Annotated in this window: 18 protein-coding genes and 1 tRNA gene; 9 read left to right on the forward strand and 10 right to left on the reverse strand. The window is 62.3% G+C overall.

Annotation, left to right across the window (positions count from 1 at the left end; all coding sequences use genetic code 11):
- Window positions 1–6: 6 nt before the first annotated feature.
- The 7 genes from murB to AADW18_RS00170 all read right to left on the reverse strand — a co-directional run bounded on the left by murB (window position 7) and on the right by AADW18_RS00170 (window position 10675).
- Window positions 7–1047 (reverse strand): UDP-N-acetylmuramate dehydrogenase, encoded by a 1041-nt coding sequence (murB, locus tag AADW18_RS00140; RefSeq protein ID WP_337341323.1) that lies wholly within the window; start codon window positions 1045–1047, stop codon window positions 7–9.
- The gene (locus AADW18_RS00145) at window positions 1044–2099 is read right to left on the reverse strand and encodes a quinone-dependent dihydroorotate dehydrogenase (RefSeq protein ID WP_337341324.1); all 1056 of its coding nucleotides are present in this window, start codon (window positions 2097–2099) and stop codon (window positions 1044–1046) included. Before AADW18_RS00145 ends, murB begins: the two co-directional genes overlap by 4 nt.
- Window positions 2099–2848: a metallophosphoesterase family protein gene (locus AADW18_RS00150; RefSeq protein WP_337341325.1), complete on the reverse strand. Its 750-nt coding sequence runs from the start codon at window positions 2846–2848 to the stop codon at window positions 2099–2101. Before AADW18_RS00150 ends, AADW18_RS00145 begins: the two co-directional genes overlap by 1 nt.
- A 23-nt stretch (window positions 2849–2871) precedes the next feature.
- Window positions 2872–4404 carry an aldehyde dehydrogenase family protein gene (locus AADW18_RS00155; RefSeq protein WP_337341326.1) on the reverse strand — a complete coding sequence of 511 codons (1533 nt, stop codon included), beginning with the start codon at window positions 4402–4404 and terminating at the stop codon, window positions 2872–2874.
- 217 nt (window positions 4405–4621) lie between these two features.
- Window positions 4622–6547 carry a Mur ligase family protein gene (locus tag AADW18_RS00160; RefSeq protein ID WP_337341327.1) on the reverse strand — a complete coding sequence of 642 codons (1926 nt, stop codon included), beginning with the start codon at window positions 6545–6547 and terminating at the stop codon, window positions 4622–4624.
- A gap of 3 nt (window positions 6548–6550) precedes the next feature.
- Window positions 6551–9340 carry a cyanophycin synthetase gene (gene cphA / locus AADW18_RS00165; RefSeq protein ID WP_337341328.1) on the reverse strand — a complete coding sequence of 930 codons (2790 nt, stop codon included), beginning with the start codon at window positions 9338–9340 and terminating at the stop codon, window positions 6551–6553.
- 402 nt (window positions 9341–9742) lie between these two features.
- The gene (locus AADW18_RS00170) at window positions 9743–10675 is read right to left on the reverse strand and encodes a cyanophycinase (protein ID WP_337341329.1); all 933 of its coding nucleotides are present in this window, start codon (window positions 10673–10675) and stop codon (window positions 9743–9745) included.
- 137 nt (window positions 10676–10812) lie between these two features.
- On the opposite strand from AADW18_RS00170, the gene AADW18_RS00175 reads away from it, so the two are divergent.
- The 7 genes from AADW18_RS00175 to AADW18_RS00205 all read left to right on the forward strand — a co-directional run bounded on the left by AADW18_RS00175 (window position 10813) and on the right by AADW18_RS00205 (window position 18892).
- Window positions 10813–10889 (forward strand) — tRNA-Arg (locus AADW18_RS00175).
- A gap of 339 nt (window positions 10890–11228) precedes the next feature.
- Window positions 11229–13736: a bifunctional aspartate kinase/homoserine dehydrogenase I gene (gene thrA, locus AADW18_RS00180; protein ID WP_337341330.1), complete on the forward strand. Its 2508-nt coding sequence runs from the start codon at window positions 11229–11231 to the stop codon at window positions 13734–13736.
- Window positions 13737–13920: 184 nt separating this feature from the next.
- On the forward strand, window positions 13921–14865 hold the full coding sequence (locus AADW18_RS00185) for a homoserine kinase (protein WP_337341331.1): 945 nt from the start codon (window positions 13921–13923) through the stop codon (window positions 14863–14865).
- A 220-nt stretch (window positions 14866–15085) separates the two neighbouring features.
- The gene (thrC, locus tag AADW18_RS00190) at window positions 15086–16372 is read left to right on the forward strand and encodes a threonine synthase (RefSeq protein ID WP_337341332.1); all 1287 of its coding nucleotides are present in this window, start codon (window positions 15086–15088) and stop codon (window positions 16370–16372) included.
- A gap of 249 nt (window positions 16373–16621) precedes the next feature.
- Complete coding sequence (gene trxC / locus AADW18_RS00195; RefSeq protein ID WP_337341333.1) at window positions 16622–17071, forward strand: thioredoxin TrxC; 450 nt, start codon at window positions 16622–16624, stop codon at window positions 17069–17071.
- 19 nt (window positions 17072–17090) lie between these two features.
- The gene (locus AADW18_RS00200; protein ID WP_337341334.1) at window positions 17091–17561 is read left to right on the forward strand and encodes an OsmC family protein; all 471 of its coding nucleotides are present in this window, start codon (window positions 17091–17093) and stop codon (window positions 17559–17561) included.
- Window positions 17562–17854: 293 nt separating this feature from the next.
- Window positions 17855–18892, forward strand: a complete 1038-nt coding sequence (locus AADW18_RS00205) for a LacI family DNA-binding transcriptional regulator (protein ID WP_337341335.1) — start codon at window positions 17855–17857, stop codon at window positions 18890–18892.
- Window positions 18893–18996: 104 nt separating this feature from the next.
- Here AADW18_RS00205 and AADW18_RS00210 read toward each other — a convergent pair whose 3' ends face one another.
- Window positions 18997–20667, reverse strand: coding sequence for an alpha-amylase family glycosyl hydrolase (locus tag AADW18_RS00210; protein ID WP_337341336.1), 1671 nt, complete (start codon window positions 20665–20667; stop codon window positions 18997–18999).
- Window positions 20667–22154 carry an MFS transporter gene (locus tag AADW18_RS00215; protein WP_337341337.1) on the reverse strand — a complete coding sequence of 496 codons (1488 nt, stop codon included), beginning with the start codon at window positions 22152–22154 and terminating at the stop codon, window positions 20667–20669. The genes AADW18_RS00210 and AADW18_RS00215 overlap by 1 nt, the downstream gene beginning before the upstream one ends.
- A gap of 369 nt (window positions 22155–22523) precedes the next feature.
- Here AADW18_RS00215 and AADW18_RS00220 point away from each other — a divergent pair, with 369 nt between their 5' ends.
- Together AADW18_RS00220 and AADW18_RS00225 are read left to right on the forward strand one after the other, a co-directional pair.
- Window positions 22524–24140, forward strand: a complete 1617-nt coding sequence (locus AADW18_RS00220; RefSeq protein WP_337341338.1) for an alpha-glucosidase — start codon at window positions 22524–22526, stop codon at window positions 24138–24140.
- A gap of 117 nt (window positions 24141–24257) precedes the next feature.
- Complete coding sequence (locus tag AADW18_RS00225; RefSeq protein WP_337341339.1) at window positions 24258–25154, forward strand: alpha/beta hydrolase-fold protein; 897 nt, start codon at window positions 24258–24260, stop codon at window positions 25152–25154.
- Here the strand turns inward: AADW18_RS00225 and AADW18_RS00230 are convergent.
- The coding region (locus tag AADW18_RS00230; RefSeq protein ID WP_337341340.1) for a hypothetical protein at window positions 25155–25372 on the reverse strand (218 nt) is incomplete at its 5' end.

A 25372-nucleotide genomic window follows, 5' to 3' on the forward strand; every position in this document is an offset into this window, starting at 1 on the left:
TCATCTCTACCAACGCGCCCCGATCACTTTCGGTTCCGGTTCTATCGCGATACCAAAACGCGCCTGTACCGAATCAGCAATGCGGCGCGCCAGCGAGAGTAGCTGCGCGCCTGTCGCGCTGCCGTGATTGACCAGCACCAGGGCGTGTTGCTCCGACACGCCGGCATCACCCTCGCGGAAACCTTTCCAGCCACTGGTCTCGATCATCCAGGCGGCGGAAAGCTTGCGGTTATCGGCGGCGTCGCCACGGAACATTGGCAAGCCTGCGTGCCGATGCTGCAGATCCTCCGCCAATGCAGCGGGGACGATTGGATTCTTGAAGAAGCTGCCGGCGTTGCCGATCACGGCTGGATCGGGCAGCTTGCGCTGTCGAATGCGGATTACCGCTTGCGCCACGCTGCGTGCGTCGGGCGAAGCCACATTCATTTCTGCCAGTTCTTCGCGTATCCCTGCGTAGTCCAGGCGCAACGCAGGCGCGCGCGGCAGCGACAATTCCACCGCTGTCACCACGTAGCGGTCGGGCTCGCGCTTGAACAGGCTGTCGCGGTAAGCGAATGCGCACGCGGCGCGATCCAGTCGGCGCAGTTCGCCGGTGGTTCGGTCGAAGGCCTCCACGGCATGCACGTATTCGCCTACTTCACAGCCATAGGCGCCTATATTCTGGATGGGTGCCGCGCCGGCCGTGCCTGGAATCAACGCCAGGTTTTCCAGCCCGGACAATCCCTGCTGCAGTGTCCACAGCACCAGCGCGTGCCACTCGGCACCCGCGTCCGCACGCACCACTGCATGATCGTCGTGCTCCTGCAGCACGGTCATGCGACGGCAGTCGAACGACACCACGGCGCCTTCCGGGTTTCCCGCGAACAGCAGATTGCTGCCGCCGCCGAGGATCAGGACGGGCGCATCGCGCAATCGGGGCAGGGCGAGTACTTCGGGTAGCGCGTCGGTGTCGGCAATTTCGATCAGCCAGGGCGCACGCGCGGCGATGCCGAACGTGTTGCGGTGGTCGAGCTCAGCGCTCTCGATCAATCGAAAGGCATTGTTCATTCCGGTGCGACCGCTCCGCGGCTGGGCGCTTCGCGGCGGCGGCGAATCGCCTCCACGCATTCGCCCACCAGTTCCGGACCGCGATAGATCAGGCCGGTATAGCACTGCACCAGCGAGGCGCCTGCGGACATCTTCGCCACCGCATCGGCACCCGAAAGAATGCCGCCGACTCCGATCAGTGGGATGTTGTCCGGCAGGCGGGCACGCAGACGGCGCAGCACCGTCGTCGACTGGCCCATCAACGGCGCACCGGACAGGCCGCCGGTTTCATGAGCCAGCGAATGATCTTGCACGTTGATGCGGGACACCGTCGTGTTGGTGGCGATCACGCCATCCACGGACAGGTCCGCGAGTACGCGCGCCACCGCGTCGATGTCGTCATCCGACAGATCGGGCGCCACCTTGACCAGCATCGGTACGCGCTTGCCGTGCTGCGCTCCGAGTTCTTCCTGCGCATCGCGCAGCGTGCCGATGAGATGGCGCAGTGCTTGCTCTTCCTGCAACTCGCGCAGCCCCGCGGTGTTGGGCGAGGAGATGTTGATGGTGATGTAGTCGGCAAGCGGATAGATGCGTTCCAGGCAATACAAATAGTCGGAAGCGGCGCGCTCGTTGGAAGTGTCCTTGTTCTTTCCGATATTGATGCCCAGCAAGCCGCCCTTCCGCCGCGCGCGCTCGACATTGCGCACCAGTACATCGACGCCTTCGTTATTGAAGCCGAGACGATTGATGATGGCGCGGTGCTGGGGCAGGCGAAACATGCGTGGTTTGGGGTTGCCCGCTTGCGGTCGTGGCGTGACGGTGCCCACTTCGACAAAGCCGAAGCCCAGTGCGAACAAGGCATCGATATGCGCGCCATTCTTGTCCAGGCCGGCGGCCAGGCCGACGGGATTGGGGAACGTCAGGCCCAATAACTTGGTAGGCATCGGTGCGATGGGATTGGTCAGCAATCCGGTGGTGCCGGTGCGGTAAGCCAGTTCCAGCGCGTTGAGACCCAGTCCGTGGGCGCGTTCCGCGTCCAGGCCAAACAGAAAGGGGCGGGCCAACGAATACATCAGTTCTCCTCGGGCGCGACGCGGCCCGTTCGCAATGCATGCGCCCACTCGGGGCTGCCGTGTTCCAATGCCAGCTTGGCGGCTGCTTCATGGTCGTAGTCGACCGCGATCAGTTCGGCATTCCATCGCCCGCTGGTGTTGTCGAGTACGGCGTAACGCGCCTTTGGACTGTGGTTTTCAATGTCGTGCGGAAAAGGGTGATTGGCGTGGTACGCCGGCAAGCCGACGCTACCAGGATTGACGATAAGCCTGCCATCGGCCAGGCGTACCGCCCGCGGCACATGCGTATGTCCACACACGATGACCGGGTAAGCCGCATCGCTGGCTTTCGCCCACACTTCGTCCGGTGTGGCCGGCCGCAAGCCGCCCGCATCCACATGTTCCAGGAAATATTCCAGATCGTTCGCCGGCGTGCCATGGCAAAGCAAGACGCCTTCGTTCAACACCAGGCTGGCCGGAAGTTGCGCCAGCCACTCGCGCTGATCCTGTCGCAGGCGGGCATGCGCATAGGCATCGGAGGCGCCCATCGTTGCCGGTGACATTTCCAGCAGTTGCCGCTCGTGATTGCCGCGGATAGTGGGTAATGCCAAGGGCATCAGCAGATCGGCGGTTTCCGCCGGCTGCAGCGGCCCGGAAAGAATGTCGCCCAGGTTCACCACGCTATCGCAGTCCTGCGCGGCGATGTCGGCGAGGACCGCCGACAACGCACCGAGGTTGCCATGGATGTCGGAGATGACGGCGATACGCATCCGCGGGTATCAGGGCTGAAAGATCAGAGATCGAACTTGATGCCCTGCGCCAGTGGCAGCGAATCGGAGTAGTTGATGGTGTTCGTCTGCCGGCGCATATAGACCTTCCACGCATCCGATCCGGATTCGCGACCGCCGCCGGTTTCCTTTTCGCCACCGAACGCACCGCCGATCTCCGCGCCGCTGGTACCGATGTTGACGTTGGCGATGCCGCAGTCCGAACCCGCAGCGGACAGGAACTGCTCGGCCGCCCTGAGGTTCTGCGTGAAGATGGACGAAGACAGGCCCTGCGGCACTGCGTTCTGCATATCGATGGCTTCGTCCAGCGTCTTGTACTTCATCACATACAGGATGGGAGCGAAGGTTTCGTGCTGCACCACTTCATCGGAATTCTTCAGGCCGGTAATGATCGTCGGCAATACGAAGTTGCCTGGGCGATCGATGGCGGTACCGCCGGTTTCGACCTTGCCGCCGCTCGCCTTGGCTTTCTCGATCGAGGCCAGGAACTGCTGCACGGCGCCCTGGCTGTTCAACGGGCCCATCAGGTTCGCCGGGTCCGTGGGGTCGCCGATCTTGCCTTCCACCTGCTTGTATGCCTTGACCAGCGTGGAGAGCACGGTGTCGTAGATCGACTCGTGCACGATCAAACGGCGCGTGGTGGTGCAACGCTGGCCGGCGGTGCCGACTGCGCCGAACACGATGCCGGGGATCGCCAGTTTCAGGTCGGCGCTTTCGTCCAGGATGATGGCGTTGTTGCCACCCAGCTCCAGCAGGCTGCGGCCCATGCGACGCGCAACCCGCTCGCCGACGGTGCGGCCGACCTGGGTGGAACCGGTGAAGCTGATCAGCGGAATGCGCTTGTCGTCGACGAACTGTTGCGCCAACTCGACGCCGGCATCGTTGATCAGGAAAAAGATGTCCGGAAAGCCGCCGGCCTTCAATGCGTCGTTACAGACCTTCATCGAGGCAATGGCGGTCAGCGGCGTCTTGTTGGACGGTTTCCACAGGCAGATATCGCCGCAGACGCCGGCCAGGAAGGAGTTCCATGCCCACACCGCGACCGGGAAGTTGAACGCGCTGATAATGCCGACCAGGCCCAGCGGGTGGTACTGCTCGTACATGCGGTGGCCAGGCCGCTCGGAATGCATGGTGTAGCCGTACAGCATGCGGCTCTGGCCCACGGCGAAATCGGCGATGTCGATCATCTCCTGCACTTCGCCGTCGCCTTCGGGCTTGCTCTTGCCCATTTCCAACGCGACCAGCGAACCCAGCGCATCCTTGTGCTTGCGCAGCGCGTCGCCGCACAGGCGTATGGCTTCGCCGCGACGGGGCGCCGGCGTGGTGCGCCAGACCTTGAAGGCTTCCTGCGCGCGCGCAACCACGGTCTCGTAGTCCGCCTGGCTGGTGGCATATACCTCGGCAATCACCTCGTTGGTGGCAGGATTGATCGACTGCAGCAGACCGGCATTGGTGGTAGCGGACCATTCGCCGCTGCCGAGATAGGTGCCGGAATTACGCTGGTCAAGGCCGAGCGCCTTGAGGATGTTTGCGGGCATGTAGAGCTCCAGGGAATCGGGTTCAGCGCGGAAATCCCGGCGAAGGGACGCGGGGGCGCGCCAGAGGAACCGGAATTTTAGCAGAGCCGCTGGCAGGAGCCGGGATTCGCGAAGCGGAAATTGAGAAGCGGAAAGCTGGCTTTTGCCTCCCCCTTTTTAAAGGGGAATCGAGGGGGATTTGCTTTTGCCTTGAATCTTCTAGTCCCAGCTCAAGCAACTAGGCATCCGCAGCAGGAAGCGGCGGAACCTCCATGCCCGCCCGCCAACCCTCCGCTTCCATGCGGTCCAGCAGCGTCACCGCTTGCGTCCGGGCGGTCGGTTCATGCAGTGGCAGCACCACCACGTCGTCTCCCCGGGCCCAGGCCAGCGCCTGGCGAGCCGCTTCGGCTTCGTCCAGGCAGGTCACGATGGCCGATTCCGGCATGCCAAGCGAAACCAGAGCCCCACGCATCAGCGCAGCGATCTCGCCCGGCGCCCGTCCGCGCAGGTAGCCTTCGCCGATGTCCTTCAGCACGACATGGCTGGGATGGAACGCCATGGCCGTGGCAACCAGCTGGTGGATATCGTCGTCTTCGCGGTTGCCGGCCTGTCCCAACAGCAGGGCGAAACGCTGGGCTGTGCCGCGTTCCAATAGCGCGACCTCCAGCAAACCACGCAAGCCATCGGGGTTATGCGCATAGTCGACATACACCTGCATATCGCCGAAACACCACCGTTGCAGGCGCCCCGGGTTGTCGCCGCGCTCGCCGCCGAAATGCGCCGCGATGTTGGCGATGGTGACCGGGGGAATGCCCAGCGTGCTTGCGGTCAGGGCGGCGCCGGCGAGATTGGCGATGTTGTAGGACGCTCGTCCCCGCACGGTAAGCGGCATGGACGCCACTGTGCCCAGATCGTTGCTGACGCCGTCGACATACAGCAGCAATCGGCCGTCGCGCACGCCGCACGTCGCACCGCCTTGTTCGCGGTGTTGTTGCAGCAGAGGATGGTCGAAGTCCGATGCGAACCACGCCAGCGGAACCGTAAGCGCTGGCGCATGCGCCACCAGCGTCGAGTCATCGGCGTTCAGCACCAGCTGTCCGTCTTGGCGGATCGCGCGCGCTACCGTCAACTTGACCCGCGCCAGGTCATCGAGATCGTGCACGCCGTATTCGCCAAAATGATCGGCAGCGATATTGGTGACGACCGCGACATTGGCATGGCACAGCGCCAGCCCACGCCGCAGCATGCCCCCGCGTGCGGTTTCCAGAATGGCCGCTTCCGCCCCGTCCTGGCGCAGCGCAGTGCGCGTGCCGGTGGGGCCGGAAAAATCCCCGGTTTCCAGCGCCTTGCCATCGAAGAAAACGCCATCCGTGCAGCTGTAGGCGGTGCGCCAACCGTGTGCTTTGGCCATGGCGGCCAATAGACGCACGGTTGTGGTTTTGCCATTGGAGCCAGTGACCAGCGCCGTAGGAATCGTGTGCAAATGCGCCCATGGCACCACGACGGGCGAGGGCAGGCCCTCCGCAAACCAAGTGCGGCTGCCGGTGCCCTCACCGATCGTGACTTCGTCATCGTCGGCCAGCAGCGGCAACCCATGCGCGTCGGCCTGTTCTTGCAGGGCAATCAGTTCAGGGCGGGCTTCGGCTTTGGCGGCTAAGCGCAAGGTGTGGATGGCAGAGTCAGCGTCCCAAACCGCAGCGTGACCGGGGGCATGGTAGAGCTTCGGCTCTTGCTCCCTTCTCCCCATGAAGTCTTTTGTTTCCGAGTCGAAAGGCAGTTTCTTCCGAAAGGTTGCGCTAGAGATTTGGGCTCCCTCCCTCATCCGCCCTCCAGGCACCTTCTCCCGGGGGGAGAAGGAAACAGTGGACTGAAGATTCAGTAACGCCGACCACCAAGCCCATTCGTTGACTTCGGTGGCGGTGTACAACTGATCCATGGGTGCGGCGAAGACGAGAGAAGCGCCGGTGCGGTGGCGGTGAATAACGATGTCGCCCTGTGGCCAGCCAAGCGCTTCGCGTGCCGTGGCGATATTGGCACGCCAACGCTCGAGCGCCGTGTCGTCCGGCTTCGATCCACGAACCGCTTCCAATGCCGCGCCGGTGGCGGCGAAATAGACGTTGCAGCCGGTCAATCGGCGCGAATCTTCAAAAGGTTCCGGAGACATCGTTCAGTCGTTCTGCTCGCGTTCGAACACCAGTCCGCGTTCGTCGCGCACCACGCCTTCCAGGTTTGCGAAGGCGGCTTCCTCCGGAGCAGCCAGCGGCAATGGAATTTCGATGCGGGCAGCCGGCCGCGGTGCGTCGCCGGCTGGCTGGAACTTGGTGATCTGCTTCCAGGTGCGTGTCAGTGCATCGGCGAAAATCAGCAGCAGGTCGCCGGGTTGGGCCAGTCGCAGTGCGGCGTCCACCGCCTGCTGTTCATCGGGAATAATGGTGATGGCGTCGTCCGGCACGCCATTGGCTTGCAATGCCTTGGCGATGATACGCGGCACTTCGTCGCCATCGCGGCCGCGCAAGGAGTCATCGCGGCGAACCACGTAGTGATCGAATCTGCCCGCAATCGCCGCGGCGATCGCGCGCAAGTCGTCGTCCCGGCGATCGCCGGGACCAGCGACCACCACGATACGGCGGCCGGTCACGTCCAATCGCTGAGCCAGGTCAGCCATGACGCTGACCGCATGCGCGTTGTGCGCGTAATCCATCAGCACCTTGAACGGGTGTTCGTTGAACACATTCATCCGTCCCGGTGCCTGGAAGAACGTCGTATCGAAGGTGCGCAAGGCCTGGCTGATCGCATCCAGCTTGATGCCCAGCGAAAACGCCATCGAAGCGGCGACCATCGCGTTCTGCACGTTGTGCAGGGCGCGGCCTTCCATCGTCGCGGGGATCAGGTGCGTCCACATCAGCGGAATGTGGCTGCCCTTGTCGTACAGCGTGATCATGTGGCCGTTGATGCCTGCCTCCAGCGCACAGGCGCGGCCACCGGCGCGGATATGTTCGCGCACCAGCGCGTGTGAAGGATTCATGGTGACGTAGCAGATGGTCTTGGCGTCGGTGTATGCCGACATCTTCAGTACGTTCGCGTCGTCGGCGTTCAATACCGCGCAGTCGCTTGCCACTTCCACCACGATGCGTTTGATCTCGGCCAATTGCTCCAACGTGTCGATGCCTTTCAGGCCGAGATGGTCGGCTTGCACGTTCAGCACCGCGCCCACGTTCACTTCCGGCACACCCATGCCGGCGCGCAGCAGGCCGCCGCGTGCGGTTTCCAGCACGGCGATATCGATCTGCGGATCCGACAACACCATCCGCGCCGATACCGGACCCGTCATGTCACCTTCCACCGTTCGCTGGCCGTCGATGTAGACGCCTTCGGTGGTGGTCAATCCCGGCGTATAGCCGGCCATCTTGGTGATATGCGCCAACATGCGAGCGGTGGTGGTCTTGCCGTTGGTGCCAGTGATGGCGGCGATCGGCACCCGCGACGGCGTGCCCGGCGGGAAAAGCATATCGATCACCGGCCCGGCGGCATCCCGCGGAGTACCTTCGCTGGGCGCCACGTGCATGCGGAAGCCGGGCGCGGCGTTGACTTCACAGATCGCGCCGCCGGCCAGTTTGTAGCTTTCGGCGATATTGGGCGAAATGAAATCCACACCGCCCACGTCCAATCCGATAGCGCGCACCGCCCGCACGGCCATGTCGCGGTTGTCGGGGTGGATGACGTCGGTGACGTCGGTGGCGGTGCCGCCGGTGGACAGATTGGCCGTCGAACGCAGGTAGACCACTTCGCCCGCTTTTGGCACGGAGAAATGGTTGTAGCCCACGCGTTCCAGCATCAAGTCCGCCTGTGCATCCAACTCCAGTCGGGTCAGCACTTTTTCGTGTCCCACGCCACGCCGGGGATCGGCATTGACGATGTCGACCAAGTCGGCAATGTCATGTACGCCGTCGCCCACCACATGGCCGGGAGTGCGGCGAGTGGCGGCGATCAGTTCGCCATTGACCACCAGCAGCCGGTGATCGTCGCCGGCAATGTAGGTTTCCACGATGACCGAGCGTGAATGCTCGCGGGCCGCAGCGAAGCCTTCGCGAATTTCATCATCGCTGGAAATGTCGATGGTGATGCCGCGGCCGTGATTGCCGTTGTAGGGTTTGGTTACTACCGATCCGCCCAGTCGCTTGGCCGCACGCAACGCGCCGGTGGCGTCGGTGACCAGTTCCTGGCGCGGAACCGGCAGGCCCAGCGAACCGAGAATCTTGTTGGTTTCTTCCTTGTCGCTGGCCAGTTCAACCGCGATATGCGGGGTCTTGCCGGTAACGGTGGCCTGGATGCGCTGCTGATACTTGCCGTGGCCGAACTGGATCAGCGATTGTTCGTTGAGCCGGAACCACGGAATGCCGCGTTCTTCAGCGGCGCGCACCAGCGAAGCGGTGGACGGGCCCAGTGCGCGGCGCTGTGCGTAGCGGATGAAATCGTCGCGCGCAGTGTCCCAGTTCCAGTCGTCAGGCACGCTGTTCTTGGGCTGCAATTCCTTGGGCAACAGCGAGCACAGCAGCTTGATGGCAAGATCGCCCGCGGCGATGCCTTCTTCGCGTTGGGCGTATTCGTACACCACGCTGTACACACCGGGGCGATCGTCGCTGATGCTGCGGGTCTTGCCGAAAGTGACGTTCTCGCCAGCGACGTTCTGGAGTTCGATGGCAACGTGTTCCAGTACATGGCCCAGCCAGGTGCCTTCACCTTCGCGCATGCGGCGGATAAACCCACCGGGTTCGCGATAGGAACAACCGTGTTCGGCCAAGCCGGGCAGTGCCTCGACCAGCCCATCGACGAAGATCGCGCCCAGCCGCGCGGTGGGCCAGTCTTCCAGCGCCTGCAGGTCCAGTTCCAGCCGGATGACGGGGAAATGGGCGTATTGGGAAGGGCCGACGAAAACAGAGCGTTCGAGAATGCGCATGCTTTACCTTGAGATTGTTTTGGTCGGCCCGACGGTGCCGGCGGGTGGTGCCTGGGGAGTAACGTAACAGCAAAAGCGTTAGCGGCCTGGTGATTGACCGCTTATCAGCCGCGTCCGGGGTTGCCCAGGCCAGCTACTGGGAAGTGTCGATCGACTCGATCGTTGAAACGTCGTAGGGCGGGTCTCGACCCGCCATAGCCATGCATCCGCGGCAGCAGCAATGAGCGAAACCGTTTCAAAAAACGACCCGCTTCAATGAAACACCGGAACCAAAGAAAAACGCTCATAGTTCGGATGAATCCCAACTCGCCTGGACCAGGCCGCGGCACAGCGCACGCTGCGTTGGGTCAATGTCCGCAGCATCGATATCGACGCCGCCCCAAAACAAATCAACAACGCACCCTACACCGAACGAGGCCGATCCAAGCTGCCTGCCGAAGCCTGCCGGGTATGCAGGTTGAAGGTAGCGCCCGCAGTCAGGATGTGCACCATGAGGCCCAGCAGGCAAACCGGTTCGTCTTCCGAAACCTGCGCCATCGAAGAGAACTGCAGACCACCGGCATCGACCACGGTCACCGCACCGCTGCCTTCGACTTCAAGCGTGTTGTCGGGCCCGATGAAAGCGGCGGTGTCTTCGTCCAAACCGATGCCGATCGCGAACGGGTTGTATGCCAGTGCAGCAACCAGACGGCCCAAACGGTCGCGTTGGCGGAAATGCTGGTCGATCACGAAGCGATTGGTCAGGCCCAAGCCAGGGGCCAAGCGGACGCTGCTGGCGTTCGGCGAGGAGCCTTCTTCCCCGAAAGCGATCATGTGCTCGCTGAGAATGCTGGCGCCGGCACTGGTGCCGCCGACCGTCACTCCACGTGCGTTCTGCTGGCGGATCATCCGCGCCGCGTCGGTGCCGCCCAGGATGGTGGAAATGCGCAACTGGTTGCCGCCGGTGAAGAAAATGCCGCTGCATTCCTCGATGCGGCGCAACCAATCCTCGCGCTGGCCATCGTCCCGACTGTCGAACTCCAGCGACTCGGCGCGTCCCGCACCCAACCGCGCAAAAATATTCTCGTAGCGCAGTCCGGTGTCGGCCAATCGGCTGGCGGTGGGGATCACCACGATGTCCGCATCGGGACCGCCGCATAGACCGACGAAGCGTTCCAGGATCCTGGCGCTGTTTTCTTTTTCTTCGGCCCCACCAATCGGGACGATCCATCCCCGCTCGTCGCCGGCGGAAACCTTGCTTGGACACATACGACACAACTCCTGGCAAACACGTTCGGTATTGCGCAACGCCGCCGCGACGGGATATTCGTCAGGCCGCGCAATCCTGCGGCCCATAGCCCGATTCCCCCAAGAACCCCCGGCGGCCCGGCACAACCAACAACGCCAGGCACCCGTCAAAGGTAGCACGGCCGAATGCCCGGAGAGGCGCCCGCTGCGGCGCGCTGGCCGTTCATGAGACAATCCCGCCCCAAGGCCCCGTAGCTCAGCTGGATAGAGCGGTCCCCTCCTAAGGGACAGGTCGTGCGTTCGAATCGCGCCGGGGTCACCATCGGCTGCCGTCTGGTCACGGTGGAACCGCTTCCAGACGGCGATCGATCCCGATGTTGCGATGCAGCGCTTGACAGCACCCCTCGGCTTCGGTTTCTCTACGGGTATGCACAACGCCGCCCTCTCCCCGTCGAACGGTTCCGCCCTGGCTTTTCCGCCAGCGCACCGTGTTGGCGCGGCCGGCGGCCTCGGTACCATTACCATCATTAGCACCACGATTCGTCGGGTGCGGTTGGTTGTGTTCGCGTAATTTCGCAAACCACGGCCCCGCACCCGGATCAGGATGCGGGGCGACCCCAAACCTGATGCGCGCCGGGCCTCACAACAGAGGTTCCGTTCCATGCCGTCCAGCGTTGCCGCACAAGAACAACAAGCCGTAGAACCCTTACCGCTCCGCACTGTCGTGCATAAGTTCGGTGGCACTTCGGTGGCCGATGCCGAGCGCTACCGCCATGTCGCGCAGTTGCTGCGGGCGCGCGACGAAGATATCCAGGTCGCCGTCGTCTCGGCCATGAGGGGCGTCACCGATGCCTTGATCGATCTCTCGGAGCTCGCTTCGCGCAATCAGGACGAATGGCGCGACCGCTGGCACGAACTGCGCGCCCGTCACCGCGGCGCAGCCGTGGCGCTGTTGAACGAAAATGCCGGCCCCACGCTGGAATGGCTGGACGAACGCTTCGCCAAGCTGTCCGAGATACTCGGCGCGCTCGCGGTCATCGGCGAGTTGCCGCGAGAGGTGCTGGACCGCGTGCAGGGACTGGGCGAGGTTTGTTCGGCGCGCTTGCTGGGCGATTACTTCCGTGCACAAGGCGATGATTGCGCGGTGCTGGATGCGCGCGACGTGCTGGTGGTGGACCGCAGCGACCTGGGTGTGGAAGTGGATTGGGCCATCAGTGCCAGCCGGCTTGCCGACTGGCGCGCACAGCACCAGCAGCGCCGCATCGTGGTGACCGGCTTTGTCGCGCGCGACCGCGCCAATCGAATCACCACGCTGGGGCGCAATGGCAGTGATTATTCGGGCGCTATCTTCGCGGCGTTGTTCGACGCCGCCGAACTGCACATCTGGACCGACGTGGACGGCGTACTGTCGGCTGATCCGCGCGTGGTGCCCGAGGCGGTGCAGCTAAGTGCGCTCAGCTACGACGAGGCCTGCGAACTCGCTTATTTCGGAGCCAAGGTCGTGCATCCGCAAACCATGGCGCCGGCCATCGAACGCGGCTTGCCCATCATCATCCGCAACACCTTCCACCCAGAGCACCCCGGCACTCGCATCACCGCCGAACGCGATGTCGCCGGTCCGGTAAAGGGCCTGACACTCAGCCCGGACCTGGCAGTGCTGAATCTGGAAGGCACCGGCCTGATTGGCGTACCCGGCACCGCGGAGCGCGTATTCGCCGCGCTGCGCGATGCGCGCGTGTCGGTGGTGATGATTTCGCAGGGTTCGTCCGAACATTCGATCTGCTGCGTTGTTCGGCATGCCGAAGCGACGCGTGCGCAGGCGGCGTTGCTCAATGCCTTCGCGCACGAATTGAACATCGGTCAGGTGCAACGCATACAACGCACCGACAACATCAGCGTGTTGGCGGCAGTGGGCGATGGCATGGCCGGCCAGCCGGGTGTGGCCGCACGCCTGTTCGAATCGCTGGGTCGCGCACGGGTCAATATCCTGGCCATCGCGCAGGGTTCTTCCGAACGCAATATTTCCGTCGCGATCGACAGTGCCGATGCGACCAAGGCGTTGCGCGCGGCGCATGCGGGATTCTGGTTGTCGCCGCAGACGTTCTCGGTCGGTGTGATCGGTCCGGGCAATGTCGGCGCCACGCTGATCGAACAACTGCGCGCCGCACAACCGCAGCTGTTGGGCAAGGCCAATCTCGACCTGCGGCTGCGCGCGATCGCCTCCAGCAGCAAGATGCTGCTGGACGAACGCGGCATCGGCGGCGACTGGCGCGAACGCCTGACCAGCAGCCGATTGGCGGCCGACCTGGACCGCTTCACCGCGCACCTGTTGTCAGCGCATCTGCCACATGCCGTCATCGTGGATTGCAGCGCCAGCGCACAGGTTGCTGATCGTTACGCCGAATGGCTGGCGGCCGGCATCCATGTGGTGACGCCGAACAAACAGGCGGGTGCCGGCCCGGTACCGCGATTCCGCGCCATCCACGAAGCGGCGGCGGTGAGCGGCGCACGTTTCCGCTACGAGGCCACGGTAGGCGCCGGATTGCCGGTGATTTCCACGTTGCGCGATCTGCTAGACACCGGCGACGCGGTGTTATCTGTGGAAGGTATTTTTTCTGGCACGTTGGCGTGGTTGTTCAACAAGTTCGACGGCAGCGCACCATTCTCCGCGCTGGTAGGCGAGGCGCGCGGAATGGGATACACGGAACCAGACCCGCGCGACGATCTGTCCGGTACCGACGTTGCCCGCAAGCTGGTGATCCTGGCACGCGAAGCCGGCCGCGAACTGACGTTGGACGATGTTGTGGTAGAAAGCCTGGTGCCGGAATCGTTGCGCCAGGGAAGCGTCGATGAGTTCATGGCACGCCTGCCGGAGGTGGACGCCGCTTTCGCGCAAAGACTGGCGGCGGCAAGAGCGGCAGGCAAGGTGTTGCGTTACGTTGCGCGCCTGGACGGCGACGGCCGCGCCAGCGTCGGCTTGGTGGAACTGCCGGACACGCACGCTTTCGCCCATCTGCGTTTGACCGACAACATCGTGCAGTTCACCACTCGTCGCTACTGCGACAATCCGTTGATCGTGCAAGGACCGGGCGCCGGTCCCGAAGTGACCGCCGCCGGCGTGTTCGCCGACTTGCTGAGAGTGGCGGCGGGGCAGGGAGCCAAGCTGTGAGGATATCGAGAAAGGCTTTCGGATACGGATCAACGCAGATAACCGCAGACAAAGCGAAAAAATTTACTGAAATTCCACGGGAGCGGCATCTCCGCCGCGAACTTTTACTTCTGCCTGCGCCGGTCTTATCCGCTCTTGTCCCTGTTAATCCGTGTCCAAACGCTTTTCGTGCCGAGGCGCGCGCATGAAGCAGATGGCCACGGCTTTTTCGCCGGCATCCGTCGGCAATGTGGGAGTCGGCTTCGACATTCTGGGACATGCGATCGAGGGCGCCGGCGATACGGTGTCGGTGCGGCGCATTGAAGCTCCAGACGAAAACGAACCCGCGGTGCGCATCGCCGCGATTCGCGGCGCGACCGTGGACCTGCCCTTGGACGCGCCAGGGAATACGGCCGGCGCCGCTTTGATCGCCATGCGTGAAGCCCAGGGCTTGCCCTTTGGTTTCGAGCTGGAGATCGAAAAAGGCATTCCGTTGGGATCGGGCATGGGCGGCTCGGCGGCGTCCTGCGTGGCCGCACTGGTCGCAGCCAATGAGCTGCTGGAAGAACCATTGCCGCGACACGCGTTGTATCCCTTCGCGTTGATCGGCGAAGCCGTCGCCAGTGGTGGGCGCCATGGCGACAATCTGGGGCCGATGCTGTTGGGCGGACTGGTGCTGGCTACCGCCGAACATCTGCTCCGGATTCACGTCCCCGATGCATGGCATAGCGTTCTGGTCCATCCGGACGCGATTCTGGAAACTCGCCGCGCGCGCGCCGCGCTGCAGGGCGATTATCGCTTGAGCGAATTCGTCGCTCAAAGCGCGAATCTCGCCTTGGTGCTATCGGGTTGCTATACCGGTAATACCGAACTGGTACGCGCCGGTCTGAGCGACGTGCTGGTCGAACCGCGTCGTTCGTCTTTGATCGTAGGGTTTGCCTCGGCCAAGCAAGCGGCGTTGGACGCGGGTGCGATGGGCGCCAGCATTTCCGGCGCCGGTCCCAGCGTATTCGCCTGGTTCGAATCGCGCGCTGCGGCGGATGCGGCTGTGGCGGGTATACAGGCCGCCTTTCGCGACGCGGGCTTCGATAGTCAGGCGTGGGTGTCGCCGATCAACGCCACCGGTGCGGAGGTGTTGTCGGTGGAGTGAGGTGTGAAGACGCAGCGTTGTTTTGCGCCTGGGAGAGTCGTTGCCCGGGCTGCTCTCCGCGCGCCTCAACGGTAGTACTCGTCATCCCGGCGAACGCTGGGATCCATCTGCTCTTGATCGTGGCTTCTTCTCTCCGCAGCGAAAGCGAAAATGGATCCCAGCGTCCGCTGGGATGACGAGATAAACATTCTGGTAATTCATTGGACACGACGGAACCATCATGAAGTTCATTTCCACCCGCGATTCGTCACTTTCCGCCACGCTCAGCCAGGCGATCGCCGCGGGTCTGGCGCCCGATGGCGGACTCTACGTTCCGTCAGAGCTACCTGCGTCGCGGGAACTGAAAGCCGGCGCCAATCTTGCGGAGACCGCGACGCATCTGTTGGCCCCCTTCTTCGAAGACGACGCTTTGGCGTCGGAATTGCCGACCATCTGCCGCGAAGCCTTCGATTTTCCCGCGCCGCTGAAGCCGCTGGCCACTCCTCGCGATCATGTGCTGGAACTGTTCCATGGTCCCACTGCAGCGTTCAAGGATTTCGGTGCACGCTTTCTGGCTGCATGCCTGACGCGGCTGCGCAAGGACGCCTCACGGCCGTTGACCATTCTGGTGGCGACTTCGGGCGACACCGGTGCGGCAGTGGCCGCGGCATTTCACCAGCAACCGGGGCTTCGCGTCGTGGTGCTGTATCCGGATGGCCGAGTTTCACCGCGCCAGGCACATCAGCTCGGTTGTTTTGGCGACAACGTCACGGCGTTGCGTGTGGCTGGCTCGTTCGATGATTGCCAGGCACTGGTCAAGCGGGCATTGAACGACCAGGCGTTGCAGGCCGAAGCGCCGCTCAGTTCCGCCAACAGCATCAGCCTGGGCCGCTTGCTGCCGCAGATGAGCTACTACGCCGACGCCGCGCTGCGTCACCACACGGCCACTGGCGAGATGCTGAACTTCGTCATTCCCACCGGCAACCTGGGCAATGCGTTGGCTGCCATTCTGGCGCGCTCGCTTGGCGTGCCGTTGGGCCGCATCATGTTGGCGACCAATGCCAACCGGGTGCTGCCGGATTATTTCTCCGGCGGCGAATACGCGCCGCAATCCAGTGTCCCCACCATCGCCAATGCGATGGACGTGGGTGCGCCCAGCAACTTCGAACGCTTGCGCTGGCTGTACCGCGGCGATGATGCGGCGCTACGTGCCGCGTTCGTTTCCGCCAGCGTCGACGACGCCGCCATTCGGGAAACCATCCAGCGCCGGTATGCGCAACATGGTGAGGTGTTCTGTCCGCATACGGCCACGGCCATCAAGGTGCTGGAAGACCTGCGGGCGAGCGGTGAAGGCGGCGATTGGGCGGTGGCGTCCACCGCGCACCCCGCCAAGTTCGAAAGCGTAGTCGAACCGCTGATCGGCAGACCGGTGGAAGTGCCGCCCTCGTTGACGGCATTGCTGCAGCGGCCCGCTCATGCTGATCCTATTCCGGCGCAGTACGAAGCGCTGCGCGAACGTATTGTGTAGACGGCCCGTGTTCTCGTGGAGCGGAGCTGCGCCTCGAGAATAGGGGCGGCGCCGATAACAATCGGGCCGTCGCGACGGCAGGCGATAGCGAATAGACGGCGCCTCTCGTAGGGCGGAGATTAGTCCGCTGCTCTTGGTCCGCCTATAGGGAAACGCAGCGGAGCAAGCTCCGCTCTACGACTGCGCTGGTGATGATTCCTCCGCCCTTTTGCGCCATGCTGTCGCGCATCCGATGTAGGAGGCAGCCACATGAACGCCGCCGCAGAATCGCTCCAGATCGCTTGTCCGCATTGCCATGCCATCAACCGGGTGCCGGCCGCGCGCCTGGGCGAAGGCCCGGTGTGCGGGCGCTGCAAGTCTCGATTGTTCGCCGGCCAGCCGTTTGCGCTGGAGGCTATCCATTTCGACGCACATGCCGCCCGGTCTGATATCCCATTGTTGGTGGATTTCTGGGCGCCCTGGTGCGGCCCGTGCCGGACGATGGCGCCCGCCTACGAACAAGCAGCGAAACTGCTGGAACCGCGTCTGCATTTGGCGAAAGTGGATACCGAAGCGCAGCCCGCTTTAGCCACGCGTTTCGGAATCCGCAGCATTCCCACCTTGGGGCTGTTTCATCACGGCCGTGAACTGGCCCGGCAGTCCGGAGCAATGCCGGTGCAGAGCATCGTGCAGTGGGCACGCCAGCATCTTCCTTCCTAACACATAGAGCCCCTTGCACATGAGCGACACCCAGAAGATCGTCCTGACCCTGGAACAAGAAAGCGACTACTCGTTCCGCATCCATTTCGACGAAACCAGTATTCCGGACCTGCTGACCGACGAGCCGGAACCGCTAGGCGAGGGCGCCGGCCCGAATCCCACCCGGATGCTGACGGTGGCGGTTGCCAATTGCCTGTCCGCCAGCCTGCTGTTCGCACTGCGGAAGTTCAAGAACCAGCCAGGCAAGTTGGTGACCACGGCCACCGCCGAATTGACCCGCAACGAGCAAGGCCGTTTCCGGGTAAGCCATATCCAGGCCGATATCCAGTTGGCCGAAGCCGCCAGCGCGCACGCCTCGCTGGAGCGGATACTGGCTCAGTTCGAGAACTTCTGCGTGGTCACCGAAAGCGTCCGCCACGGCATCGAAGTGTCCGTCAGCATCACCGACGCCGAAGGCGTGCGCGTGCATGGGGCTATGCAGGTGGGGTGAGAGGCATGTTTCCTTGTGGGAGCGACGTAAGTCGCGACCGGAAATCAGGAGCTTTAGACACGGATTAACGCGGAAAAGACCGATAAAACAACCAACGATCTTTATCCGTATCCATTCGTGTTGATCCGTGTCTAAAGTGCTTTTCGAGCTCCGGTCGCGACTTGCGTCGCTCCCACAAGGAGAGGAACAGACTCTTCGGCGGTAACCGGTAACCGGTTACCGGCTCCACCAGTCGAAGCCGACCGCCCGGCATGGCATCATCGCGGTCCTAGCGTTTGCTGCAGAAGCCGTCCGTGACCGCACCGATCAAGGGTAAAGCCACCTCGCTGGACATCGCTCACCTGGCCGGGGTGTCCCAGCCCACTGTTTCGCGCGCCTTGCGCGGCAGTCCGATGGTCAACGAAGAGACGCGCAAGCGCATCCAGGCGATCGCGGCCGAGCTGAACTACAAGGTCGACAAGAACGCCTCCAATCTGCGCCGGCAGCATTCGGGCACCATCGCGCTGCTGTTCTTCGAGGACCCGACGCCGGATGATTCCCTGATCAATCCGTTCTTCTTGTCCATGCTGGGGTCCATCACCCGTGCCTGTGCGCTGCAAAGCTACGACCTGCTGATCTCATTCCAACAGTTATCCACCAACTGGCAGGCCGACTACGAAGACAGCAACAAGGCCGATGGCATCATCCTGCTAGGTTATGGCGATTACCTGCAGGCGCAGTCGCGGCTGGAACAACTGGTGCAGCAGGGCACGCATTTCGTCCGCTGGGGCGCAGTGCTACCGGGGCAGCCGGGTATTTCGGTGGGCTGCGATAACTTCCAGGGCGGGCAGGACATTACCGCGCATCTGGTCGAGCAAGGAAGGCGGGATGTCGCCTTCCTGGGCGATGCCTCCAATCACTACCCGGAGTTCTTCGAGCGCTACCGCGGTTATGCGCACGCACTGCAGGCCGCTGGCGCCATGGCGCAACCGTCGCTGCAGGTGGATGCGGTCACTACCGAGCAATCGGGCTATGAAGCGGCGATGGAGTTATTGCGACGGAAGGTGCGATTCGACGCGATTTTTGCCGCCAGCGACCTGATTGCCATAGGCGCGATGAAGGCGCTGCACGAACGCGGCTTGCGCGTACCGGACGATATCGCCGTCGCCGGCTTCGACGACATTCCCATGGCGAGCTTCGTCAATCCTAGTCTGTCCACCGTGCAGCAGGACACCAAGCTGGCGGGCATCATGTTGGTGGAAAGCCTGTTGAAACTGATCAACGACGAGCCGGTGGAAAGCCAGACCATTCCGGTAAAGCTGGCGTTGCGCCGCTCTTCCGGCGCGATCTAGCTATTGCCGTTGTAGGAGCGGCGTCCCGCCGCGAGCTCTTTTCATCAGATTGCGATAGAAGCAAAGGGCTCGCAGCGGGACGCCGCCCCTACAGGTTCTCGAAATCACCCTGGATCGGGGGACTTGCGCGCCATCAATTCGGCCAAGCGCTTACGCATGTCCTGCCGCGTCACCGGCTGATCCAGGAAAAACACGCGCACGCCATGCGCCGGTACGCTCACGGCCAACCGATCTTTCACGCGCTGTTTCTTGCCGGTGAAGCCATCGCGCCATGGGCCGGCTTGGAGGTATTCGTCCACCGTGATGCGCCGCGCCCGGTCGCTCTTGTTCAACAGCACCAGCGCGGTTTGCGCCTTTCCTTTCTCTTGGTACACGCGATAGAACACGGCTTCGTCGCCCTTCAGCTGCACGTTGAGCTGCAAGCCTCGCTGCAACGCCGGTGAGGCTTGGCGCAGTTTGGCGATGCGTTGAAGATTGCGATAGATAGGACTGCGTGGAGCGGCGTCGATGTTTTCCTGGCCGAAGTAGTTGCGGTTGCCGGCGTGCTCGGCGCGACCGCGCATGAAGCCGGTTTCCGAACCGTAATAGATGACCGGTATGCCACGTGCGGTGAACAACCAATTGTGCGCGTCGATGAAACCATCATCAGTCGCGTCCATGCGCGGCATGTCGTGGTTGTCGTAGAACGTCATCAGCTCGTACGGGTTAGCGTAAGGGCCATCTTCCAGATACAGCGCCCCGGCCAGCGCCCCGTAGTCGCTGTCCTGTTTCTCGAACACTTCCACCAACTTGGCGCGCAAGGGGAAATCCAGCACGCTGATGCTGCCATTGCGCTTCCAGGTGTGCCCGGCAATCTTCGCGGCGTCGTATTCGAAGTTCTCGCCGAACATGAAGAAGTCCGGCTTCTTTTCGCGTATGCGGTCGGCGAACGCTTTCCAGAAACTGTGCGGCATCCAGCCGATGGTATCGATGCGGAAAGCGTAAGCGCCTTGGTCGACCCATTGCAGATAGGCGCCGGTCAGATAATCGAGCACCGCCGGGTTGTTCTCGTTGAAATCGGAAAGCTCGGCGACGCCAGGCTTCGTGTTGTAGAAACGATGCAAGGGATTCTTCGCCGGGTTCAGTTTCCCTGGCGGCAGGTTCTGATGGTCGGCCAGCAGCTTTCCATTGCTGTCGTATATCTCGCCGTACTTCGGCTGATCCTTCGGCATGGTGTAGGACGGTGAGCCGTGATTGCCCACGATATCCAGCACGATCTTCAGGTTCTGCTTGCGCATGGCCTGGGTGAAACCGGCGAAATCCAATCCCGGGCTGGGCAGGTGTTCGTCCAGCTTGTAGAAATTGACGCCCCAGTAACCGTGATAACCGGTCTTGCCTTGGTCGGTCCAGAAACTGCCCCAACTGACCGGCTTGCCGCCGGTGAAGGGTTCGTCCGGCTGGTCGACGATGGGCGTTATCCAGACTGAGCTGAATCCCATGCCGCGGATATAGTCCGCATTATCGACGATGCCTTTGAAGTCGCCGCCCAGATAGCCGATGTTGTCGGTCTCGCCATCCGGTCCGGGCACGCGCTGATCGAACGTTGGATAAGCGCCGCCCTGGTTGCGATGGTCGTTGGATGGGTCGCCATTGACGAAACGGTCCGTCAGCACGAAGTACACCGCTTCGCTGGCGAAAGATTCTTGGGTGCCGTAGAACGTGTCGGTTTTCGGCGGCGCGGCAAAGGCAGGCACATTGCAAAGTGCCAGCGCGAGAGCGGAGATGATTAGGCGCATCAGGCCACCTGCGGATCGGAAAGGGGTTCTTTGACACGCAGCACGCACAAGCCAGCGATCAGCAGGCTGGCGCCGCCGATTACCATGGCGTAAATGGGCTGCCCCCCGGCGAATGTCTTCAACAGGAATCCCAGAATGCTGGCGGCGATAAGCTGGGGAATGACGATGAAGAAATTGAATATGCCCATGTAGATACCCATTTTCCTCGCGGGAACACTATCGGATAGCAACGCATACGGCAGTGACAGGATCGAGGCCCAGGCAAATCCAACGCCGACCATCGACAGCAGCAGCCATTGCGGGTCACGGATGATGAGAAACGATAGCAAACCGGCGGCGCCCAACCATACATTGATCATATGGCTGATGCGCAGGCCAAGTGCCCGCACCATCAACGGAATGCAGACGGCCGCCAGCGCGGCAAAACCGTTGTAGGCGGCGAACAGAACACCGACCCAGTTGGCACCCTCGTTATAGGCGGCCGACGCGGTGTTCGTGCTTCCATAATGGACTTGGGTAACCGCCGACGTGGTGTAGATCCACATCGCAAACAAGGCGAACCAGGAGAAGAACTGCACCACCGCTAGCTGCCGCATGGTGCCGGGCATGGCGTGCAGATCGGCCGCGATGGTGCTGAACATGTTGCGCGAGCGGGTAAGGCTGACCAGGAGCAGGATTACTCCATAGGCTGTCAGGCCGCCGGCCAGCACGAATAGTTGTTTGTCCAGCGCGAACCAGAAGATCGACGCGATGCCGGCGCCGCCCACCAGCAGCCACAGCAATCCCTCGCGACGCGCGCGGGCGGTGTCGAGATCAGCGTGTGTTTCATCTACGGTGCCGGCGTCGTCGAACGATGTCAGCACTTCTGGCGGGTACTCGCGAGTACGCAGTACGGTCCAGCCGACCGCCAGGAACAGAATCGCGCCGCCGGCATAGAAAGCGTACTTGACGGTGTCGGGTATGCCGCCGGCTTCGGCAGTGTTGCTCACTCCGACCTGAGTCAACAACCAAGGCAGCATGCTGGCGATCACCGAACCCACGCCGATGAAGAAGCTCTGCATCGCATAGCCTGCCGGACGTTGCTGAGGCGGCAGTTGGTCTCCGACGAAGGCGCGGAACGGTTCCATCGAGACGTTTATGGACGCGTCGAGGATCCACAACAGGCCAGCCGCAACCCATAGTGCCGGCGAGTTGGGCATGAACAACAATGCCAGCGAAGCCAGCAACGCTCCGTATAGGAAATAGGGCCGGCGGCGGCCGAGGCGCGTCCAGGTGCGGTCGGAGAAATAACCGACGATGGGCTGCACGATCAGGCCTGTCAGCGGCGCCGCTACCCACAGCATCGGAATGTCGTCTATCTCCGCACCCAACGTCTGGAAGATACGGCTGACATTGGCGTTCTGCAGCGCGAATCCGAACTGGATACCCAGAAAGCCGAAGCACATGTTCCAAATCTGCCAGAAAGACAGTTGCGGCTTTTGGGTCATTCGGGTGAGTCCTGGTTGCGGTAGACGACGCACCGCCCCATGCATGGGCGTCGGTGGTCGGCATCTTGCAGGGAAGTTCGGCCGATTCCATGCTGCACTGCAAACATAATCCCGCCGCGGGCCGTCGATGGATTTTGGCGTGATGAAACCGACGCCGCCGCCAAACCCTTGTCGTAGTTGATCTTTGCAACGGAAGTCGTACCAAAGACCGCAAACGCCAACGCGGAAGCATCGCGGCGGTCGGGCGATATGCATACGTATTCATGGCGCAGCATGGCCCACCGCCGTCACGCACGAGCGCCAAGCGTGGAATAGTTGCGCCCGCTGTGCGTGCCAGGTCGGCGCGCGATCCATGGGTATGAGGGAGCGATGACGACAACCAATTGGTGGCGTGGTGCGGTGATCTACCAGGTCTACCCGCGCAGCTTCCTGGATACCAATGGCGATGGCGTCGGCGATCTGCCGGGCATCGTGCGCAAGCTGGACTACATCGCCAGCCTTGGCGTGGACGCCATCTGGATATCGCCGTTCTTCAAGTCGCCGATGGCCGATTTCGGCTACGACATCGCCGACTACCGCGATGTGGATCCTTTGTTTGGCACGCTGGATGATTTCGATCGCTTGCTGGCCAAGGCGCATTCGCTGGGTATCAAGGTGATGATCGACCAGGTGTTGAGCCATTGCTCGGCAGAACATTCCTGGTTCAAGGAAAGCCGCGAGAGCCGCAATAACGCCAAAGCCGACTGGTATGTCTGGGCCGATCCGAAAGAAGACGGTACGCCGCCGAATAACTGGATGTCGCTGTTTGGCGGTGTGGCATGGCGTTGGGAACCGCGCCGTGAGCAGTATTACCTGCACAACTTCCTGGCTTCGCAGCCTGATTTGAACTTCCATAATCCCGCGGTGCGTCAAGCCACATTGGACAACGTGAAGTTCTGGTTGGACAAGGGCGTGGACGGCCTGCGCCTGGACGCCATCAATTTCTGCTTCCACGACGCGCAGCTGCGCGACAACCCTCCCAAGCCGAAGGAAATGCGAGTGGGTCGTGGATTTAGCCCCGACAATCCTTACGCGTATCAGTATCACTACTACAACAACACGCAGCCGGAGAATCTGGGTTTCCTGGAGGACCTGCGCGAGCTATTGAATCAATATCCAGATGCCGCGGCATTGGGTGAAATCTCATCGGAAGACTCGCTGGCGACCACTGCCGAATACGTGGGCGACCAACGCCTGCACATGGGTTACAGCTTCGAGTTACTGACCGATGACTTCAGCGCCGGATATATCCGCGGCACGGTGGAGAAACTGGAAGCCGCCATGACGCATGGTTGGCCATGCTGGGCGGTGTCCAATCACGATGTGCAGCGCGCAGTGACACGCTGGGGCAACGGCGATACCACGCACGATTTCGCATCGCAGCTGGTGGCGTTGGTGTGTTCACTGCGGGGGTCGGTCTGCCTGTACCAGGGCGAAGAACTGGGCCTGCCGGAAGCAGACGTACCGTTCGAAGCCTTGCAGGATCCTTACGGAAAAGTGTTCTGGCCGAAATTCAAGGGCCGCGATGGATGCCGCACGCCAATGCCGTGGAGCGGCGAAGCCAGCGCCGGTTTTAGCGATGGTCAGCCCTGGCTGCCGATTCCCGACGCCCACCGTGCCATCAGCGTCGCCGCGCAGGAATCGGATCCGCATTCCGTCTTGAATGTAGTGCGCAGCTTTCTGGCTTGGCGCAAGCGCCACCCTGCATTGCAGCACGGACGCATTGCTTTCTTCGATTCACCGGAACCCGTGTTGGCGCTTCGCCGCGACGCGGAAGACGAATCGCTGCTGGCGGTATTCAATCTGTCGGCGGAGGCGGCGGAATGGGCGTTGCCCGATGGGCTGGTGGTGCAGGCGTTGGACGATCACGGGCTTTGCTCAGGCGCGCTGGCCGAGCGCAGCGTGCATCTGCCTGCACGCGGTGTTTTCTATGCAAGGATTGTCTGAAGGAAACGGCTGTTTGCTCGTGTAGGAGCGACGTGAGTCGCGATGAAACTGTGTGGATAAAGCTTCATCGCGACTCACGTCGCTCCTACATTGTTATCTCACATCTGGACCTAAACCATGACCAGAATGCTGATGCTCGTGATATGCCTGCTGTCGCCGCTGGTCGCTACAGCTGCACCGCCTTCACCAGTACCCGTCACCGGAAAAGGAATCACCGGCCACCTCGAACGCTTCGAAGCATTCCCGTCAAAACAGATCACGCCGCGTAACGTGGACATCTGGCTGCCGCCTGGCTATGCCGAGAACCCAGACAAGCGTTATCCGGTGCTGTACATGCACGACGGCCAGAACGTATTCGACCCGGCAACGTCCTACACCAAGATCGACTGGGGCGTGGACGAAGCGATGACCCGGCTCATCCAAACCGGTCAGATTCGCGAAGCCATCGTTGTTGGTATATGGAACACGCCACGGCGGTTCCAGGAGTACATGCCCGCCAAGGCAATCACCGGTGCGTCTCTCCACCCGGGCGGGGATGGCGCGCCGATACCGGTCAGCGACCTATCTTCTGACCGCTATCTAAGTTTCTTGGTCAAGGAACTTAAGCCGTTCGTCGACGGGCGATATCGCACGCTGGCCGGGCCGCAGGATACTTCCGTGATGGGTTCCAGCATGGGCGGCTTGATCTCAGCCTACGCCGTGGCGGAGTACCCCGACGTATTCGGCAACGCCGGTTGTGTGTCAACGCACTGGCCGGTCGGCAAAGGCATCGTCGTCGATTATCTGGCGAAAAAACTGCCGCCGCCGGGCCGACATCGCTGGTATTTCGACTACGGCAGCGCCGGAATCGATGTGGAGTACGAACCGTACCAACAACGCATGGATGCGTTGATGAAGAAAACAGGTTACGACGCTGACAACTGGATAACCCGGCGCTTCTTCGGAGCCGACCACAACGAAGCCGCCTGGCGCGAGCGCATAGAAGTGCCGCTGACGTTTCTGTTGTCGCGCTGATCATTTAGAGCGGGCCTTGTTTAGATCCTCTTTAGCCTTCGCAGCTATGTATTGATTGTTGGCATCTTTTAGCTGAGCAAGGCTCCATAAAGGCGCACGGATGAATTCCTTGTGGGAGTGGTGGCGGCATGCCGGCACCACACCCACAAGGATGAAATGGCGCGCTGGGGCCAGAACCCTATGAGCACGGTCGGCCACACAGGGGGTCGGGCCGACAC

The sequence above is a fragment of the Pseudoxanthomonas sp. CCNWLY206-1 genome, from assembly GCF_039710385.1.
Taxonomy (GTDB): domain Bacteria; phylum Pseudomonadota; class Gammaproteobacteria; order Xanthomonadales; family Xanthomonadaceae; genus Pseudoxanthomonas_A.